The sequence below is a fragment of the Arthrobacter glacialis genome (genome assembly GCF_002909415.1).
Lineage (GTDB): Bacteria > Actinomycetota > Actinomycetes > Actinomycetales > Micrococcaceae > Specibacter > Specibacter glacialis.
The window spans coordinates 118,939-137,285 of record NZ_PPXB01000002.1; the positions used below are offsets into that span (position 1 = coordinate 118,939).

An 18,347-nucleotide genomic window follows, 5' to 3' on the forward strand; every position below is an offset into this window, starting at 1 on the left:
AAAAGTTGTCTTACTCCTAGCTTATCTCGCATGGCAGGCGGCAAAACCCGCCTGCCATGCGATGCCTATCTCCGCGCCCACAGCCTGGAATTGCGCGCGGACAGCGCCAGGAGGACCAAAATGTCCAGTGGCAGCCCAAAGATGTTGGTGCTCAAGGTGATGGACTCGCCGTCGATGAAATCGAGCGCCGAAACCACTACCAGCAGCGCGCTGAACGCCATGGCGGCAATCCTTGCCCAGTTGCTCCCCCTGAAGACCAGGTAGGCCAGCACCAGGTAGAGGGCAATGCCCAGGGCAGCCAGTGCCGCGATCACGAGCAGAAAAATATCCAGGGCCGCAGTCTCGTCGGCGCTTACACTGGCGGCCGAAACATCCAGGATCTCCGCACGGTCACCCAACAGTATGGCCACTGAAACAGCACCCACCACCACCCGAATCAGCATCAGCAGCACGCCCAGGGCCGTGGAAACCGGGCGGCGCGCTGCCCGGGCTGCCCTGCGGGCCTCAAGGTCCGGGCCCAGTGCATTCCCATCGGCCGGCACAACCACCTTGTCAACATCCACTACGGGCAGGTTCCCATCCGTGACAATGGTGTCCCCGCCACCGTTGCGGGAGTGGTAGCCGGTGGAGAAGTCCTCAATGACCCGAACACCGATGTCGGCATTGCTGTTGGCCAGCGTCGCCACTATGTGATCGCGTTCGGTGTCAGTGTCGGCGTCGATCTTGTGGGTGATCTGCAAGGTGAACAGGGAGAAACCCACGGCCCTGTCAAAGGTGCCGGCAGCCAGCCAGTCTGCCTGGTGACCGCCGGGCAGCATCCACCCTTCGGGGCAACGCCAAAACCGCACATGGTGGCGCTTGGCGGGGTTGCCGGCCACTTCCTGCTGGTAAGCCAAGTCCTGTTGCCGGCCAAACAGCAGCAGCGGGCTCACGGGTGCCTCATCGTAGCTGCGCTTGAAAAGCGTGGAAGTGATGATGCGGCGGCTGGAGGCCAAGGTGATCTCATCGGCGCGGATCCAGCCAGCATGTGTCATGGCCTCATGGATCTGGGCTTCGCTTCCCACCACTGCCACATTGATGGGGTCCCCCAGCAAACCATCACTGGTCCGGGCCCGGCCAATGAAGTAGTCCGGGACGTAGATGGAGGTGAGGATCCTGTGCAGCCGGGGCAACACCAGATAGGCGAGCACCACCCAGAAGAGGACAAAGAACAGCGCCAGATACCAGCCCCAGGCGAAACCTTCCTGAAGCACCAGCCCTGCCAGCCACAGGGCAGCAACACCGCTGAAGACGAAAACAACGTTGTCCACCACGGCGTTGGTGGAGCGGCGCCGGGTAGGCCACTTGCTGCGCCATGACTTCTTGCTCAAGCCGGGGTCCGCTGACGGCGTGGGATTCATGTGGTCATCTTAGACCGGGTCTGGCGAAAACCACCCCGCATGTCAAGGCCCATGGCATTGCCTCCCGCTCTGGACTGGGGCCCTGTTGACACGTAGTGTGATGCAAAAGTCCCCTTGGAGGTCCCGTGACTGAGCCGTCCGTAGCAGGAAAACCCGTCCCGGACACCATCCCCCCACCACCATCCGCGCTGCGGCTCGCCCTGGGGCGCTACCTGCGCAGGTCCCCCATCAGCATGGCGCTCGCGGTCATCACCGTGCTCACGGCAGCCATGGCAGGCACCCTGTGGAAATTTCCAGCCTCCGGGCAGGACGCTCCGTGGTGGGCCGCCGGAGTATCAAACACCATCGGTGAGGGCTTGTGGTGGACACCCCTGACAGCGCTCTTTGTTGCCGAAAACCCGGCCCAACTCGCCGTGGTGGTGCTGCTCTCCCTGACCGCGCTGGCAGCAGCCGAGCGTCTCATTGGCAGCAGCCGCACGGCCCTGGCCTTCGTGCTGACGGGTGCCCTGGGCATCGCTGTGGGCATTGGCTTGCAGTGGCTCGGTGCCAGCGCCGGGGAACTTTGGGCGCAATACACGCACGAGATTTTCACCGGCGACCCCACCATTGGCATCGTGGGCGCCCTGGTCACGGCGAGCGCATTTGCCCCCACCCTGTGGCGGCGGCGCATACGCCTGTTCACGTTTGCCACGGTGCTCATGTTTTTTCTGTACAACGGGGACCAAAACAATTTCTACCGGCTCATGGCCGGGCTGCTTGGTCTGTTCCTGGGCGCCATCCTGCGCCCGGGCCCGTTCTTCCTGGGCTTCCGGCGCAGTTCCCACGCCGAGACCCGGTCCCTGGTGGCGGCCGTCGTCGCCATCTCTGCCTTGGGGCCTCTCGCCGCGCTGCTGCCTCCCGGCGGGTCGGGTCCGTTGTCGTTCGTGAGTTTGTTCTTCGGCGCCAGCCTCGATGACAGCCAGGGCCTGGGCCAGGTGCTGTTGGCGTTATTGCCGCTGGTCTTGTTGTTGGTGGCGGCTGGTGGACTACGCCGCGGCCGCCGGTTTGCGCTCATCTTGGCCATTGCCAGCAACGCAGCCATTGCCGTGCTGCCCTTCACGGCCCCATCCGCGGATGATCTGAACCTGACGCTGGACTCCACCGACGCAACACCTGGCGACCTCTTGGCGATCGCTGAGCTTCTGGTGGAGCTGATGGCGGCTCTGTTGCTGCCGCTAGCCTTGATCGTGCTGCTGCTGATCACCCGGCGCCAGTTCCAGATCCGCGCACCCCGGCGCAGCGTTCGGTGGTTCACCATCACCGTGGCAGGCAGTTTCGTGGTGCTGGCACTGGTTTATCTGATAGCCGCCGTAGCCATCCCCGGCGGTGTTGCCCCAGGCGCCGTTCTGGCTTCCACCGTGCAGCGCTTCATTCCCGGGGGCTTGCAACCCATGCTGGGCACTGTTGCCGAACCCACCGCCCCGTTGGTGCTGTTCCTGTTCCAGTGGGTGGGCCCGGTGTTTTGGCTCGTGTTTGTGCTGGCCAGCATCAAGCTCCTGCGGGCCACCGAGACCGGGCGCTCCCTCGATGACGAACAACGTTTCCGGGAGCTGCTGCGCCGCGGCGGTGGCGGCACCCTGAGCTTCATGGGTACGTGGAAGGGCAACGTTTATTGGTTCAGCGACGACGGCGAATCCGGCGTCGCCTACCGCGTGATCAACGGCATCGCCATCATTCTCTCGGACCCCGTCGCCCTGGATCACCGGGTTGACCCCACCATCCGCGAATTCGTTGCCTTCTGCGATGCGAACAGTTGGGTTCCGGTGTTCTACAGCGTTCACGGACGCACCCTGCCCACCTTCGCGGCCCTGAACTGGTCCACCATGCCCGTGGGCGAGGAGACACTCATGCACCCGCCCACCTTTGACCTGGCCGGCAAGCACTGGCAAAAAGTCCGTTCGGCCAGCAACCGCGGCACCCGGGAAGGTGTCACCACGCTCTGGTCCTCATGGGCAGAGCTGCCGGCGTTGATGGCCACCCGCATCAACACCATCAGCGAACAGTGGGTCTCGGAGAAGGAATTGCCCGAAATGGGCTTCACGCTGGGCGGCATGGACGAGCTCAAGGATCCCGAAGTAAGACTGCTGCTGGCCATTGGCAACGACGGCAGTTTGCAGGCCATCACCAGCTGGCTGCCCAGCTACCGCGACGGCAAGGCAGTGGGCTACACGCTGGACTTCATGCGCCGGGGCGAGAACGCCATTCCCGGCATCATGGAGTTTGTCATCGCGGCGGCAGCGTTCCGCATGAAGGACGACGGCGTGGAAGTCCTCTCGCTGTCCGGGGCGCCACTGGCCACCAAGCCACTGGCTGACGGCCAAACGCCCGCCGAATCCTCCGCGATGACGCTGCTCCTGGATACTCTCGCCAACACCCTGGAACCGGCCTACGGCTTTCATTCGCTGTTTAAGTTCAAGAGCAAGTTCAATCCCGAATACCAAACCATGCACATGGCCTTTGCCGACCCACTCAAACTCCCGGCCATTGGCGTGGCCATTGGCAAGGCGTATCTCCCGGACATGGGGCCCAAGGACTACCGGGCGCTGGCGCGGACCCTGGCCAAATAAGCGCCCGGCCCGCGCCCGATGGTGGGCCCGTCAGCGCTGGGCGACGAGTTCGATTTCGACCTTCATGGCGGGGTCAAGGAACGGCAGCACGTGGACCAGGGCCAGGGTGGGTCGAATCTCGCCAAAGACCTCACCGTGGGCACGGCCGGCCTCTTCCCAAGCGCTGATGTCCGTCAGGTAGATCTTGGACTGCACCACGTCGGCAAAGGAGAATCCCGCCTCCGCCAGCACGGCGTCGAGCTTGGTCAGGATGTAAGCGCTCTGGTCGTAGAAGCCCTCGCCAACAACCGTCCCGTCGGGGCCCGCAGCCGAGGTCGCGGAGATGTACAGGGTGTCATCGACCTGCACGGCGCGGGAGTAGCCAAGGGTCTTTTCCCAGCTGGAGCCGGAACCGTAAATTTTGCGCACGTGGATGTCCTTTAGTGTCGTGGGGCCTTGCGCCCGGATAGTGGAGCCACCACTATAAGGGCAGGACATCCCCCCTGCAGAGTTCATTGCGCTTTTCGACTGTTCGGACGGTAGCCTGCGATGCGGGGCCGCCGCGGGCCCCTAGAGTTCCATGCGGTAAACGCGCAGCATTTTGCCGTTTTCCGGGATGGGCCAGTCGCGTTCGGGGGCACGGCTGAAGCCAAGCTTTTGGTAGAGCGCATGGGCGCTGTGCCAGTCATCGCCGGTGGTCAGGCTGACGGCCGCGATGCCTTCTGCGGCACGTGCCTGCGCCAGGATATGCTCCACCATGGCCCTGCCGGCGCCGCTGCGCTGCACTGCCGGATCCACCACCAGCAAACGGAACTCCAGCTCGTCTTCCAGGGCGATGTCAGCCCATTCATCGCCGTAAACTGCCAGGGTGGCCGAGCCAATGACCTCACCGTCGCGCTCAGCAACAATCATGGGCGCCACGGCTGCCCGCTCCCGGACCCGCAGAATGTGGCGCATGTACGGATTGTCCGCGCTGGCAAAGTATCCGGCACCCAGGTAGGCGTCGGCAGTGACCCGGGCTACGGCGTCGTAATCGGCTTCGGTGATGGGACGGACCAACAAGTTCATGCGTTTCTTATTCCTACTCCTGGCGAACGGCACGAGGGTCAGCGGCCCCCGCGTTCCAATTCTTGCGCATTCCGCTACCGGGGCGGAAATTTCCGGTATTCCCTGCCCTGCCTCAATTCCAAACAGCAGCTGATGCGGGTCTCGGGCCTGCGCACCCGCATCAGCTGTAGTTTCGATTCCGGGAAAGCGGCGGCACCCGCATTAGCTGCTGTTTCGATTTCCCTCACGAGCAGACCCCGCCGCTGCCCTGTGGATAACTTCCCACACGGTTCGGGAATTTGGGTCAGACTTTATGCATGGTCGCCCGACCCCAGCTCCCAGGAAGCCTCCCTCGGCGCTCCTTCACGTTCAGTGAGGGCTTGGCCGCCGGCGCCACGCGCAGCCGGTTGCGGGCACAAGACCTGTCCATCCCCAGCCGGGAGATCCGGGTGCCTCGCGGCAAAAAGCAACAGTTGCTTGACCGGGTGCGCCCCTATACGGCATTGTGCGGATCAGGCTGCATCTCCCATGTCACGGCGGCTCAACTGCACGGCATGCCGCTGCCGTGGTTCGACGATGAAATCCGGACCATTCATCTCACCCGGCCAGCACACTCGGCGCAGGCGCGGCGGCGGAACGTGATCGGCCACAACAACGCGTTGGAGCCCGAGGAGATCATGATGATCGACGGCGTGCCGGTCACCACGCCCGCACGAACGTTTCTGGATCTGGGCACCCTGTTGGGCCTGAATGATCTGGTGGCCGTGGCGGACTTCCTGGTCTGTGAGCATGACCGCTATTTTGAACCACCCAAGTTGCCTGTGGTCCCGGCAGAAACGCTGGCTTCCTATATCGCCGGCAAACGCAGCATCCGGGGCCTCCAAGCCGCCAGGACTGCCGTGGAACTGATGCGGGTCGGTGTGGACTCCCCGCCGGAAACCCGGTTGCGTTTAATGTTGCAGCGTGCGGGGCTGCCCGAATTCACCACCAACTACGCCATTGCGGGCAGTCCGGAAGTATCGCCAGACCTTGCCTGCGAGGAATTCAAAACCAGCGGTGAATACGAAGGCGAGGTGCACAAGATCCCGGAAAAGCAGCTCTTTGATCGCACCCGTGATGAACGGACAGCTGCCCGTGGATGGCTGCAGGTCAAGGTGTACAAGGCGGATATGCGCCGCGGCGACGCCCATGTGGTCGACATGTTCAAACGCGCACTGCGGCAGCACGGCTGGCGCGGCTGATCCGGACCGCTGCCCACATTGAAACTGCAGCTGATGCGGGTCCTCGGGTCTGGCACCCGCATCAGCTGCAGTTTGGAATCGGGGACGCCGGCGGCACCCGCATCAGCTGCAGTTTGGATTCCGGGTATCCAGGAATTCAGGAGGTACCGAATCCAGCTGGTCCGGAATCCGGCACTATGGCCAGGCGGGCGGCGCCCAGCCGAACCCCCGGGCCGGCACATCGGTGAACGGCTCAAGCCCTGAAATCCGGATGGCAGCGGGCAAACGCAGGCCAGGACCCCACCGCGTTTCCTCAGGAATCTGCGTAAAAGTACCAAGAACAGGCGCCGGCGCAGCGGGATCCGACGGCCGGGTCAGCACCAGTTCCACGGCGGTTCTGGCCAGAGACAGCCGCGCAGTGCGCACGGAGCCGCCCAGGCTCTCCCGCCAGGCGTCGATGGCCGCCGCCGCACACAGGTAGCCGGTGGCATGATCCAGCGCCTGAACGGGCAGCGGAAACGGCTTGCTAGCGCCAAATTCAGTCATCCCCGAGGAGGCGATGCCGCAGCTCATCTGCACGAGCGAATCAAAGCCCCGGCGATTGGCCCAGGGTCCGCTCCACCCGTAAGCGTCCAGGGCTATGTTGACCAGCTGCGGGAACTTGGCGGACAGCTCGTCGTCCGAGAACCCCAAGTTCTCCAGCGCGTCGGGGCGGTAGCCGTGGATGAGGATGTCCGCCCCGGCCAGCAGCTCGTGCAGCCTGGCGAATCCCTCGGGAGACTTCAGATCGAGCCGGGCGCAGTGCTTGCCCAGCGTCATCTCCGCTTCCAGCACCGGCTCTTCCCAGTCGGGCGGGTCGATTCTCAGCACCTGCGCCCCGTACATGGCCAGGAACCGCGTTGCCACCGGACCGGCAATGACCCGCGTCAAATCCAGCACCCGCACCCCTGCCAGCGGCCGCCCGGCACTGGCGAGCCGGACGCGGGCGGAGGTTCCGGCGTCGTAAGCTCGCGCAGAACCCCACGCAATCAAGGGTTCGCCAGCCACGGCACGCCCCTGCGCATGGTCCCGCCACTGCTCCGGCGAGCGCATCACCGCAGCACAGCCCTGGGCCGCAACCACGGCGTCCTCCAGCTCCTGCCCGGTCCAATGCTCGACGACGGCCGCAACGGTTGCGCGGTTGGCGTCGGCCCCCAGCCCCAAGACTTTCACGGCGGCGGCGCGGTGGTGCGGGGCGTTGGTGTGCAGACGGATCCAGCCATCGGCGCACTGGTAGTCCCCGGCGATGGCATCCCAGATCGGCGGCAGCTCCCAGCCGACGGGCGTGAAGGAAAGCCCAAACCACAGGGAGGCCAGGTCCCTGTCGATGGAAATGTCGGCACGGGCGCCGCCATGATGCCGGGCCAGCCGGGCTATGGCTGTGGCGGCTTCCCCCATGGCTGCAACAGCAAACCCCGAGACATCAAAGGCTGCCGGCAGCGTCCCGGCCCCGGTCACAGTTATGCCCTCCGGCGGCAGGAAGATTCCGTTTCTGACGTCCATGGCAACACAGTACGCCCGCCGCAGGCATGACGGCGCCGGTTACGCGCGCGGAACCAGCTCCAGCGCATGCTTTTCCACATAGTCCAAGGCCAGGCGGACGGCACCGAGTGTCACGATGGCGTCGCCCAACGTGGAGACAGCAACCTTCGGTGGGTTGGGCATGAGCGTTGTCAGCTCGGCCTGCAGCGGCTTGAGCAGGACGGCCGAGGACTCCGCCACGGCGCCGCCAATGACCACCAGCTCCGGATCAAAGAAAGTGGCTATCAAGGAGATGACCCGGGCCATGCGCTTGGCAATGTCATCGAGTATCCGTGCAGCCACTGCATCACCGCCAGCCGCTGCAGCAAAGACCGCCTCGGCGGTGATGTCGCCGGCCAGAGTGGACAGGACTGTTTTGGGCAGGCCCTTTTTGCAGGCGAGCAGGGCCATGTCGCGGGCCAGCACGGCAATACCCTCCGGTGTTCCGACCCCGTGCACCAGGTGAAGCAGGCCCGCTTCGCCGCTGCGCCCCGAGGCACCGTGCAGCAGCCGCCCGGATTCCATCAAACCGAAACCAATGCGTTCACCTGCCAGCATGACGGCCAGGTCATCGCTGCCGGCCGCCACGCCTATCCAGCGCTCGGCCATGGCCGCCAGGTTGGCGTCGTTGCCCAGCAGCACCGGCCAGCCGTACCGATCGCGCAGATTTTCCTGGATGCCAATGTCAAAGTTCTCCCAGAAGGGCTGGCTGTGGGGAATGTTGCCTGCCCGGTCAACGGGCGCGGCAATTCCCAGCCCGGCAACCAGCACGGCCTCATGGGTGACGCCCGCACTCGCCAGGGCTGTCCGGATGGCTTTGTCGATGCTGGCGAGGCGTTCGGCGTCCGGGGCTGAGAATTCGCTCAGACTCTCGGTGGCCTTGGCCAGGATGTTGCCGCGCAGATCCGCCACCAGGGCAGTGGTCTTGGCAACGCCAAAGTCCAGTCCCACCACAACCCCTGCCGCGGCATCAAATTCAAACACCCTCGCGGGCCGGCCCTTTTGCACCGCCGTGCGCTGGGCGGGGAGTTCACGGACCCAGCCTGCCTGGATCAAGTCATCGCACACGGCTATCACCGTGGCCCGGGCCAGCCCCGTGGCCTCGATGAGATCCGTGCCGGTCAACGCGCCGGAGCGGCGCATGACACTCAAGATGGCACTCATGTTTGTCTGGCGCAACTGCTGGGGGGTGTTCGCTGTGAGTTCCAAAAGTTGCCCCTTGACGTCCGGCCGTGTGATGTACATAATACTAACAGCGCATAAATTTAGAGTCTAAATATAGAGTGCAAATCATTACCGTTGGGTAACCCGCAACCCGTTGCAACTGTTCCATCTCAGTCCAAAAGAACAAGGGAGTTTTTTGATGAAGGCCGTTTCACTCTCCGCCCCAGGCTTAGCCCTGTGAGCGCCTCCGCCATCAGCCGTCGCAGCATACTGGCGGTGGCAGGCGTCGCCGCCGCAGCCCTGGCGCTGCCTGCCTGCAGCAATGCCAAGGCAGGCGCCGTCACCACCATCCGCCTGCAGCAGGGCAAGCCCGAGGTGGTGGATTACTTCAACGGCCTCATCAAGGACTTCGAAGCCAAAAACCCCGACATCCGTGTGGTCCAGGACTTCAACGGCGGCAACTGGGTTCCCGGCCTGATTCGCGACAACCCCGCCGATGTGGTGACCAACGCCTACTCGGTCACCACAGCCGACTTCGCCAAAAAGGGCATCTTCGCCAACCTCGCCGATCTTCCCGCAGCGTCCATGGCTGATCCCAAGGCGTTGGAATTGATCAACTCCTTTGGCCAGTACAACGGCAGCGAACTCAGCGCCCTGCCGTTCTCCCTGGCCGCGGCCGGTGTCATCTACAACGTTGACTTGTTTGCCCAGCAAAACGTGAAGGTGCCCACCACGTGGAGTGAATTCCTGGCCGCCTGCCAGACGTTCACGGCGGCCGGAATCACCCCGATTTATGGAACCTTCAAGGACTCCTGGACCCTGGGCCAACCCTATGGCTACGTCTCGGGCGGCACAGTGGATTTGGCTGACTTCTTCTCCCGCATGCCCACGACAGCTGCGGATTTGAAGAACAACCCGGACGTTTCCTTCACCAAAGACTTCAAAGTTGCCACCGAGAAGTTCCTGCAGGTGCTCGGGTTTATGCAAAAGGACGCCGGCAGCCGTGCCTACACGGACGGGAACGCGGCCTTCGCCAAGGGCGGTTCGGCGATGTACATGCAGGGCCCCTGGGCGCTCTCGGAGCTGACCACCATCAACCCCGCCATCCAGCTCGGCACCTTTCCCTTGCCCATGAGCGAGGACCCAAGCGTTACCCAGGCCCAGGTCACCCTGGACATGACGTTCTCCATAGCCCGCTCAACACCGCGGATGGACGCGGCAAAACGCTTTGTCAGCTACCTCATGGAGCCGGCCGTGGTCAACGCGTACAACAACAAGTTCTCTGCTTTCTCCCCTCTCAAGAACGCGGAGAAGACCACCAATGAACAAGTCGCGGGGCTGCAACCGTTCATCACGGACGGCAAGTACTACCTCAACGTGACCAACTACTTCCCGCCGGCCATCACCCTGAACAACTATTTCCAAACGCTGGCGCTGAACAAAAACACTGACGCATTCCTGACCACCCTCGACGACTCTTGGCACCGTGTTGCCGCCCGCAACGCCTAGATTTTCAAAGGAGAAAATCATGACTGCCCCAGCCAGCGTCCGCACAGTTGCCCCAGCTGCCAGCGACACAGCACTCAAGATCAACCACAAGAAACGCAAGGTTGACCCCACCTACTACTGGATGATCGTTCCGGTTCTGGTCCTTTTCGCCATCTTCAGCACCATTCCGGCCTTGATTGGTGGATTCTTCAGCTTCACCAATTACGCCGGCTACGGCGACTGGAAAATGGTGGGCCTGCGGAACTTCCAAAACATTTTTTCAGACCCCGAAATCCTGGCGTCCTACGCGTTCACTTTCTTCTTCGCCATTATGGCAACCGTTGTGGTGAATGTGGTGGCCCTGCTGCTGGCTTTGGGCTTGAACTCGAAAATCAAGTTCAAGACTGGCATCCGCGGTATTTACTTCATCCCCATGGTGCTCTCCGGGCTCATCATCGCCTACGTGTTCAACTACCTGTTCTCCAACACACTCCCCGGCATTGCCGAAGCCCTGGGCATTGCGCCCCTGGCCACCAGCATCCTGGCCAACGAGCAGTGGGCGTGGGCAGCCATCGTGTTTGTCACCGTCTGGCAGGCAGCTCCGGGTGCCACCATCATCTATCTGGCCGGCCTGCAGAGCATTTCCGAGGACGTTTATGAGGCTGCTTCCCTTGACGGGGCCGGGCCCTGGCGCCAGCTGCGCAGCATCTCCTTGCCACTGATCGCAGGCTACGTTGTCATCAACATCATCCTGGGCTTCAAGGGCTACCTGGGCACCTATGAAGTCATTGTCGCCTTGACCGGCGGCGGCCCCGGCACGGCAACCCAGTCCGTTGCCATGCGCATCTTCTCCGGTTTTGCCGGCGGCGACTACTCGTACCAAATGGCCAACGCGATCATCTTCTTCATCATCACGCTCATCATTTCGCTGCTGCAGCTGCAAATCCTGCGCCGCCGGGAGGTTTCACTCTAATGACACCAACAATGACAACCGCATCAAAAGTGACTGCTCTGCGCCCGGAACTCCACGGTCCGGCGAAACTGGACGCTCCCCGCCCCGTCAGGACCCGGCGCATCAACCGCGAAGGCTACAAGATCAACTGGTGGATGACGTCGCTGTTGCTCGTGGCATCACTGACCATCCTGGTTCCGCTGTACTTCACCATCAGCATGGCCCTGAAATCCCCCGAACAAGCTGCCTCCGGCACCGGCTTTGCCTGGCCCACGGACCCGCATTGGGAAAACTTCGCCCAGGCGTTTGAGCTGACCAACTACCCTGCCGCCTTCATGTCCACGGCGTTCATCACAGTCATCTCCGTGCTGGGTGCCCTGGCCGCGAGCTCCATGGTGGCCTACGCCATTGTGCGCAACTGGGACAAGAAGTTCTTCCGGCTCTCCTACATTTACTTCCTCTCCGCCATGTTTGTGCCGTTCCCGGTGGTCATCCTGCCGCTCATTAAGCAGACGGCCATGTTTGGCCTCGACAACCCGCTAGGTGTTGCCTTCATCCACATTGTGGGTGGCATCTCCTTCAACTCGCTGCTGTTCATCGCCTTCCTGCGTTCCATTCCGGTGGAGCTGGAGGAGGCTGCAAGGCTCGACGGCGCCAGCACCTGGCAGACGTTCCGCAAGGTCATCTTCCCCCTCCTTGCGCCGATGAGCGCCACGGTAGGCATCTTCGCCTTCCTGGGTTCCTGGAACGACTTCCTGCTCCCCCAAATGCTGATAGCCGACCCCGCACTGCAAACCCTGCCGGTGGTCCAGCAATTGTTCCAGGGCCAGTTCAACACCAACTACTCCCTGGCCTTCGCCTCGTACCTGATGGCCCTGGCGCCGACCCTGTTGGTTTATCTGTTCGCCCAGCGCTGGATCATGTCCGGCGTGATGCGCGGCGCAGTGAAATAGCGCAGTCAAATAGCGCAGTCAAATAGCGCAGTGAAATAGCGCTCCCCCATCTTTCAACGCTTCCCAAACCACCCCACACGAAGGAATACACCATGACCGTTTCCCCGCTCTCCGTCCTGAACGCCGACACTCTGGCCGCCGATCCCCATTGGTGGCGCCAGGCAGCCGTGTACCAGATCTACCCGCGCAGCTTCCACGACGCCAACGCCGACGGCCTCGGGGACATCAAGGGCATCACCGCCAAGGTGCCGTACTTGAAGGAACTGGGCCTGGACGCCGTATGGCTGAGCCCGTTCTACCCCTCCGAACTGGCCGACGGCGGCTACGACGTTGCTGACTACCGCAACGTTGACCCGCGCCTGGGCACCTTGGCCGACTTTGACGAGATGGCCGCAGCCCTCCACGACGCCGGCATGAAGATTATTGTGGACATTGTCCCGAACCACTCCTCGGACCAGCACGCCTGGTTCCAGGAGGCCCTCGCCGCCGAGAAGGGTTCCGCGGCCCGGGCCCGCTACATCTTCCGCGACGGCCAGGGCACCAACGGCGAGCTGCCGCCGTCGGACTGGGGCTCCATCTTTGGCGGCCCGGCCTGGACCCAGGTGCCTGACGGACAGTGGTATCTGCACCTGTTTGCCTCCGAGCAACCCGACTTCAACTGGGACAACCGCGAAATCCGTGACGATTTCCTGAAGACCCTGCGCTTCTGGTCCGACCGGGGTGTGGACGGTTTCCGCATCGACGTGGCCCATGCACTCTCCAAGGACCTCTCCGAGCCGCTGCCGAACAAGGCCGAACTGCGCAGGCTGGAGAAGCTGCACAACGGCTCCAACCCGCTGTGGGACCGCGATCAGGTCCACGAAATCTACGCCGAATGGCGTGCACTGTTCAACGAGTACAACCCGCCGCGCACAGCCGTTGCCGAGGCCTGGGTGGACCAGTCCCGCCGCGCCCGCTATGCGTCCCCCACCAGCCTGGGCCAGGCCTTCAACTTTGACCTGCTCATGGCAGACTTTGAGGCCGAATCCTTCGTCTCGATCGTGACCAAGAATCTGGCCGAGTCCGCCGCCACCGGCGCCTCCTCCACCTGGGTGTTCTCCAACCACGACGTGGTCCGCCACGCCACCCGCTACGGCCTGCCCAAGCTGGCCGATGCGGAAAAGACCCAGGACGGCAAGGACTGGCTCCTGAACGGCGGCGAGGAATCCGAGCTGGACCGCGAGCTGGGGCTGCGCCGCGCCCGCGCCGCAACGCTGTTCATGCTGGGGCTGCCCGGCTCGGCGTATCTCTACCAGGGTGAGGAACTGGGCCTGCACGAGGTGGCCCACATTGCCGACGCCGACCGCCAGGACCCGGCGTTCTTCCGTAACACGGGCATTGAAGTGGGCCGCGACGGCTGCCGTGTGCCCCTGCCCTGGACCAGCACTGACACGTCCTTTGGCTTTGGCGAGGCCGCCGCGCACCTGCCACAGCCGGCCTGGTTTGCTGAGCACGCAGCATCCGCCCAGGACTCCGTGGACGGCTCCACCCTGACCCTATACCGCGACGCCCTGGCCCTGCGCCGCCAGTTGCAGACGGGTGAGGAACTGGACTGGATTGCCAACGCCAACGCGGACGTGCTGCACTTTGCCCGTCCCAACGGCTGGAATGTCGTGACCAACTTTGGCGATACCGCCGTCGAGCTTCCCGAAGGAACTGTTGCCGTGAGCAGCGTTCCCTTGGCAGGCGGCAAGCTGCCCGCCAACGCCACGGCCTGGCTCGTTTAGTCCCCACCCGCTCCCCTTTGATGGGTCGCTAGCGACCCATCAAAGGGGCCCCTCGCGGGCGTGGGCCCAACCACGCCCTCCCCGAGCCTGCCGCCCACCCCAGCATCCGGGGTGGGCGGCAGCGCGCATTAGCCCCTTGAACGGATTTTCCATGGAATCAACAACCCGCGAAGCCCTGCGCCTGGGCATCGACATTGGCGGCACCGCCATCAAGTACGGTGTGGTCAACACGGACACCGGAAACCTGGCCAGCCCCATGGCCCAACTGCCCACACCAAACCCCGCCACACCCGACGCCGTGGCACGGGCCCTCCAAGCAGTGGTGGCGGACGTCCAAGGCTGGGACCAGTCGCCGGAGCCGGACGCTGCCGTGGGTGTTGCCTTCCCCGCCATCATCCGCCGCGGGACAGCCTGCTCGGCGGCCAACATCAGCGATGAATGGATAGGCCGGCAGGTCAACGACTTGCTTGGCACAGCCCTGAACAGGGACGTCCTGGTCATCAACGACGCCGATGCCGCCGGTTTGGCCGAGGCGGCCATGGGGGCAGGAAAGGGACAGCACGGGGCGGTTCTGGTCCTGACGCTGGGCACAGGGATTGGTTCGGCCCTGGTGGTGGACGGGGCCCTGGTGCCCAATTTTGAGCTGGGCCATCTGGAGATCGGCGGGGAAAAAGCTGAAGCCAGGACCTCAGCCGTGGCCCGCGAACGCGACGGCCTGAGCTGGCAGGAATACTCCCTGCGGCTGCAGGATTATCTGGCCCATGTGGAGTTCCTCTTCTCCCCCGAGCTGATCATTCTGGGCGGCGGCATCTCGGTGCGGCATGAGGAATTTTTGCCGCAGCTGCGTTTGGACACCCCTGTGCGCCCGGCGCTCCTGCACAACACGGCAGGCGTTGTGGGGGCTGCGTTGACCGTGCGCTAAGGAACGCTGTGACCTAAGCCGGGGCTACTCCTCCGGGGCGAAGTGGCCTTCCAGCCCGGGCACGCAGGCGGCTGTCCACACCCCGAGGACTTCCTCGCGCGTGGGCAGGCCGTTGACGGCCGGGCTCAGCACCGGGCGACTCACCCAGGCACCTGCCTCTTCGGCAATCAAGCCACCGGCGGCAAAGTCATGCTCAAAGAGGCCGTACTCCAGGTAGGCGTCCACACCGCCCTCGGCCACGGCGCACAGTTCCAAAGAGGCCGAGCCCAGGCGGCGCATGTCCCCAAAGTGGTCCATCCGCGCATCCAGTTCGGAGACCAGACGACGCCGGATGGCCGGCTCATACGTCAACGCCGTGGACAGCAGGGTCCCGCCCCTGGCATCGGTGGGGCCCGTCAGCTGACGCACGGCCGACACGCCGTCGGCCCGGGTTTCATCCAGCCAGGCACCGCCGCCGCGGGAGGCGAAGTAGATCCGGCGCAGGGCGGGTGCGTTGACAACGCCGGCCAGCCATTCGCCGTCGGGCCCGGCAACAGCCACCGAGGTGCCGTAGTAGGCAATGTTGCGGATGAAGTTCATGGTCCCGTCGAGCGGGTCGATGCTCCACCGGTAGCCCGACGGCTCAGCAGGCAGTGCCGGCGCCAGCTCCTCGCCCGTGATGACGTCATGCGGACGCACATCGGCAATTACGGCGCGGACAGCGTTCTCGGCGGCAACATCAAAGGCCGTCACCCAGTCAGCATCGGAGGACTTTTCCGTGGCGCCGAACCCTGCCGGATCCCGGACGGCCAGCACGGCCGCCCCCGCCGCGGCCGCGCGCAAGGCCACTTCCAAAAGTTCGTCAATGCGATTCTGGTGCATGGCTACTCCCCTAAGTTTTCTGTGCTTGATTCTTCAACAGCCGGCCCCTCGGCCAGCAGTCGGGCAAAACCTTCCTCGTCCAAGACCTTCAGGCCCAGCGATTCGGCCTTGTCCAGCTTGGTGCCGGCGTTTTCACCGGCCACCACGTACGAGGTATTTTTTGACACCGAACCCGAGGCCTTGCCGCCCCGGGTGATGATGGCCTCCTTGGCCTCGTCCCGGCTGAAGTTGGGCAGCGTGCCCGTCACCACAATGGTCAACCCCTCCAGGGTGCGGGGGGTGGATTCATCCACGGCGTCAGCCATGACCACACCGGCGGCAGCCCAGGCATCAACGATCTCCAGGTGCCAGTCCACGGCAAACCACTCGATAAGTGCGTCGGCAATGATGGCGCCCACCCCGTCAACGTTGGCCAGCTGTTCGCGCGCATCCTCAGTCTTCAGGGCCGTGCGGATGGCGTCCATGGTGCCATAGCGTGTGGCCAGGGCGCGCGACGCCGTGGGGCCAACATGCCGGATGCTCAGGGCCACCAGAACACGCCACAGCGGCTGGGACATGGCCTTGTCCAGTTCCTTGAACAGCTTCTCCGTGGTTTTGGACGGCACGGAGGGTTTCTTGGCCGTGGCCTTGGTGTAGAAATACGGGACCAGTTGGAACTTGCCGGTGCCGGCTCCCTTGGCCCGGATTTCACGCCACACGGTGACCCCGGCCAGCGCCTCGCGCAGCGCAGGATCAGGGTAGCTCTCGGCCAGTTGGAAGATTTGCGCCTCGCTGGTGATCACGCCAGGGCCGCTCGGGGCAATCACGCCGTCGTGCTCCGCCGGGTCCGGGCCCGCACCGTTGGTCAGGGCAGCAGCAGCCTCATAGCCCAGTGCCTCAATGTCGAAGCCGCCCCGGCCGGCCAGATGCGCCACGCGTTCGGTCAGCTGCACGGGGCAGGATTTGGCATTGGGGCAGCGGATGTCAATGTCGCCCTCCTTGGCCGGCGCCAGCTCAGTACCGCAGGACGGGCAGTGCGTGGGCATGACAAATTCGTACTCGTCCCCGGTGCGCAGCGCCACCACGGGGCCCACGATCTCCGGAATCACATCCCCGGCCTTGCGCAGCACCACAACATCGCCAATGAGCACGCCCTTGGCCTTGACCACGTCCTGGTTGTGCAAGGTGGCCATTTCCACGGTGGAACCAGCCACCTTCACCGGCTCCATGACCGCATACGGGGTCACACGGCCGGTGCGCCCCACATTTACCCGAATGTCCAACAATTTGGTGTGGACTTCCTCCGGCGGGTACTTGTAGGCCACGGCCCAGCGCGGCACCCGGGAGGTGTTGCCAAGAGCCCGCTGGGTGGCAAAATCATCAACCTTGACCACAATGCCGTCGATCTCGTGGATCAAATCGTGCCGGTGCTCGCCGTAGTGGGCGATGAATTCCAGCACTTCTTCGAGGGTGTCCAGCACCTTGAAGTAGGGGCTGGTGGGCATGCCCCACTCCATAAGCTGCGCGTAGGTCTCGGACTGGCTGGTGGTTTCCAGTCCCTCGCGGGCACCAATGCCGTGCACGTACATGCTCAGCGGCCGCTTGGCCGTCTCGGCGGGATCCTTTTGGCGCAACGAACCTGCCGCCGAGTTCCGCGGGTTGGCAAAGGGCGCCTTGCCCGCGGCCACCATTTTCTCGTTCAGCTCGGCAAAGTCCTTGGAGGCGATGAACACTTCGCCGCGGATCTCCACCTCGGCCGGGAAACCGGTGCCGTGCAGGCGCTGCGGAATGTCCTTGATGGTAGCCACATTGTGGGTGATGTCCTCACCCGTGAAGCCGTCGCCGCGCGTGGCAGCGCGAACCAGCACGCCGTCGCGGTAGAGCAGATTCACGGCCAAGCCGTCAATCTTCAGCTCGGTCAGCCACTTCGGGGCCAGGCCGTGCTGCTTCTGAACCGACGCTTCGGCCTTGCGCAACCAGGCTTCCAGCTCCTCGAGGGAGAAAACGTCCTCCAGGGAATACATGCGGGCCAGATGGTCGACGGCGGCGAACGCCACGGACGCTTCACCTCCGACCGTCTGGGTGGGGGAATCGTTGGTGATCAGTTCCGGATGCAGGGCCTCGAGGGTCTCCAGCTCGGTGTACAGCACGTCAAACTCGGCATCGGAAGCCAAGGGGGCGTCGTCGTTGTAGTACGCCGCGCGGTATTTTTGGATCAAATCCACCAGGACGCCGTAGCGCTCCCGGTCTGCGTCGGCGGGGATTGGCTGGGTTTCTTCTGGCTCGCTGCTCACGCCTCTATCCTGCCACGAGTAGGCGATTACGCAATGACGCGCCGACGCACGAAAAAGCGCCCCGTTCCGCTTGTGGCGCCCCGTTAACGGGGCGCCACAAGCGGAACGGGGCGCCGCGGGCTCCCAACAAGGCCCGGGACCCGGCACGGCGGGCGC

General features: G+C 63.9%; 14 protein-coding genes. 7 read left to right on the forward strand and 7 right to left on the reverse strand.

Features of this window, described 5'->3' with window-relative positions; genetic code table 11:
* Positions 1-65 precede the first annotated feature (65 nt).
* Positions 66-1,400 carry an LssY C-terminal domain-containing protein gene (locus CVS28_RS02635; protein ID WP_103480531.1) on the reverse strand — a complete coding sequence of 445 codons (1,335 nt, stop codon included), beginning with the start codon at positions 1,398-1,400 and terminating at the stop codon, positions 66-68.
* Positions 1,401-1,525: 125 nt separating this feature from the next.
* On the opposite strand from CVS28_RS02635, the gene CVS28_RS02640 reads away from it, so the two are divergent.
* Positions 1,526-4,006, forward strand: coding sequence for a bifunctional lysylphosphatidylglycerol flippase/synthetase MprF (locus tag CVS28_RS02640; protein ID WP_243399653.1), 2,481 nt, complete (start codon positions 1,526-1,528; stop codon positions 4,004-4,006).
* Positions 4,007-4,036: 30 nt separating this feature from the next.
* Here the strand turns inward: CVS28_RS02640 and CVS28_RS02645 are convergent, their stop codons facing one another.
* Together CVS28_RS02645 and CVS28_RS02650 are read right to left on the reverse strand one after the other, a co-directional pair.
* Positions 4,037-4,414 (reverse strand): RidA family protein, encoded by a 378-nt coding sequence (locus CVS28_RS02645; RefSeq protein WP_103480532.1) that lies wholly within the window; start codon positions 4,412-4,414, stop codon positions 4,037-4,039.
* Between the two features lie 141 nt (positions 4,415-4,555).
* Complete coding sequence (locus CVS28_RS02650) at positions 4,556-5,053, reverse strand: GNAT family N-acetyltransferase (RefSeq protein ID WP_103480533.1); 498 nt, start codon at positions 5,051-5,053, stop codon at positions 4,556-4,558.
* Between the two features lie 296 nt (positions 5,054-5,349).
* Here CVS28_RS02650 and CVS28_RS20070 point away from each other — a divergent pair, with 296 nt between their 5' ends.
* Entirely contained in the window at positions 5,350-6,273 is a 924-nt protein-coding gene (locus CVS28_RS20070; protein ID WP_243399654.1) for a hypothetical protein, read from the forward strand.
* 174 nt (positions 6,274-6,447) lie between these two features.
* Here the strand turns inward: CVS28_RS20070 and CVS28_RS02660 are convergent, their stop codons facing one another.
* Positions 6,448-7,794, reverse strand: coding sequence for a CoA transferase (locus CVS28_RS02660; protein ID WP_103480534.1), 1,347 nt, complete (start codon positions 7,792-7,794; stop codon positions 6,448-6,450).
* A 39-nt stretch (positions 7,795-7,833) separates the two neighbouring features.
* Complete coding sequence (locus CVS28_RS02665; protein WP_103480535.1) at positions 7,834-9,057, reverse strand: ROK family transcriptional regulator; 1,224 nt, start codon at positions 9,055-9,057, stop codon at positions 7,834-7,836.
* Positions 9,058-9,213: 156 nt separating this feature from the next.
* Here CVS28_RS02665 and CVS28_RS02670 point away from each other — a divergent pair, with 156 nt between their 5' ends.
* The 5 genes from CVS28_RS02670 (at position 9,214) to ppgK (ending at position 15,057) form a co-directional block, all read left to right on the forward strand.
* The gene (locus CVS28_RS02670) at positions 9,214-10,485 is read left to right on the forward strand and encodes an ABC transporter substrate-binding protein (protein ID WP_103480536.1); all 1,272 of its coding nucleotides are present in this window, start codon (positions 9,214-9,216) and stop codon (positions 10,483-10,485) included.
* A 19-nt stretch (positions 10,486-10,504) separates the two neighbouring features.
* A complete protein-coding gene (locus tag CVS28_RS02675) occupies positions 10,505-11,437 on the forward strand; it encodes a carbohydrate ABC transporter permease (RefSeq protein ID WP_103480537.1) in 933 nt (310 codons plus the stop codon).
* An 11-nt stretch (positions 11,438-11,448) separates the two neighbouring features.
* Entirely contained in the window at positions 11,449-12,369 is a 921-nt protein-coding gene (locus CVS28_RS02680; RefSeq protein ID WP_103464386.1) for a carbohydrate ABC transporter permease, read from the forward strand.
* Between the two features lie 92 nt (positions 12,370-12,461).
* On the forward strand, positions 12,462-14,135 hold the full coding sequence (locus CVS28_RS02685) for a glycoside hydrolase family 13 protein (protein ID WP_103480538.1): 1,674 nt from the start codon (positions 12,462-12,464) through the stop codon (positions 14,133-14,135).
* Between the two features lie 151 nt (positions 14,136-14,286).
* Positions 14,287-15,057, forward strand: coding sequence for a polyphosphate--glucose phosphotransferase (ppgK, locus tag CVS28_RS02690; RefSeq protein WP_103480539.1), 771 nt, complete (start codon positions 14,287-14,289; stop codon positions 15,055-15,057).
* A 24-nt stretch (positions 15,058-15,081) separates the two neighbouring features.
* Here ppgK and CVS28_RS02695 read toward each other — a convergent pair whose 3' ends face one another.
* The gene (locus CVS28_RS02695) at positions 15,082-15,918 is read right to left on the reverse strand and encodes an inositol monophosphatase family protein (protein ID WP_103480540.1); all 837 of its coding nucleotides are present in this window, start codon (positions 15,916-15,918) and stop codon (positions 15,082-15,084) included.
* Positions 15,919-15,920: 2 nt separating this feature from the next.
* On the reverse strand, positions 15,921-18,218 hold the full coding sequence (gene ligA, locus CVS28_RS02700) for an NAD-dependent DNA ligase LigA (protein ID WP_103464436.1): 2,298 nt from the start codon (positions 18,216-18,218) through the stop codon (positions 15,921-15,923).
* Positions 18,219-18,347: the final 129 nt, after the last annotated feature.

What these genes read in the sequence shown, in the direction of transcription:
- CVS28_RS02635 (WP_103480531.1), bottom strand. Translation starts at nt 1,400, where the DNA reads ATGAATCCCACGCCGTCAGCGGACCCCGGCTTGAGCAAGAAGTCATGG.
- CVS28_RS02650 (WP_103480533.1), bottom strand. Translation starts at nt 5,053, where the DNA reads ATGAACTTGTTGGTCCGTCCCATCACCGAAGCCGATTACGACGCCGTA.
- CVS28_RS20070 (WP_243399654.1), top strand. Translation starts at nt 5,350, where the DNA reads ATGGTCGCCCGACCCCAGCTCCCAGGAAGCCTCCCTCGGCGCTCCTTC.
- CVS28_RS02660 (WP_103480534.1), bottom strand. Translation starts at nt 7,794, where the DNA reads ATGGACGTCAGAAACGGAATCTTCCTGCCGCCGGAGGGCATAACTGTG.
- CVS28_RS02665 (WP_103480535.1), bottom strand. Translation starts at nt 9,057, where the DNA reads ATGTACATCACACGGCCGGACGTCAAGGGGCAACTTTTGGAACTCACA.
- CVS28_RS02675 (WP_103480537.1), top strand. Translation starts at nt 10,505, where the DNA reads ATGACTGCCCCAGCCAGCGTCCGCACAGTTGCCCCAGCTGCCAGCGAC.
- CVS28_RS02680 (WP_103464386.1), top strand. Translation starts at nt 11,449, where the DNA reads ATGACAACCGCATCAAAAGTGACTGCTCTGCGCCCGGAACTCCACGGT.
- CVS28_RS02685 (WP_103480538.1), top strand. Translation starts at nt 12,462, where the DNA reads ATGACCGTTTCCCCGCTCTCCGTCCTGAACGCCGACACTCTGGCCGCC.
- ppgK (WP_103480539.1), top strand. Translation starts at nt 14,287, where the DNA reads ATGGAATCAACAACCCGCGAAGCCCTGCGCCTGGGCATCGACATTGGC.
- CVS28_RS02695 (WP_103480540.1), bottom strand. Translation starts at nt 15,918, where the DNA reads ATGCACCAGAATCGCATTGACGAACTTTTGGAAGTGGCCTTGCGCGCG.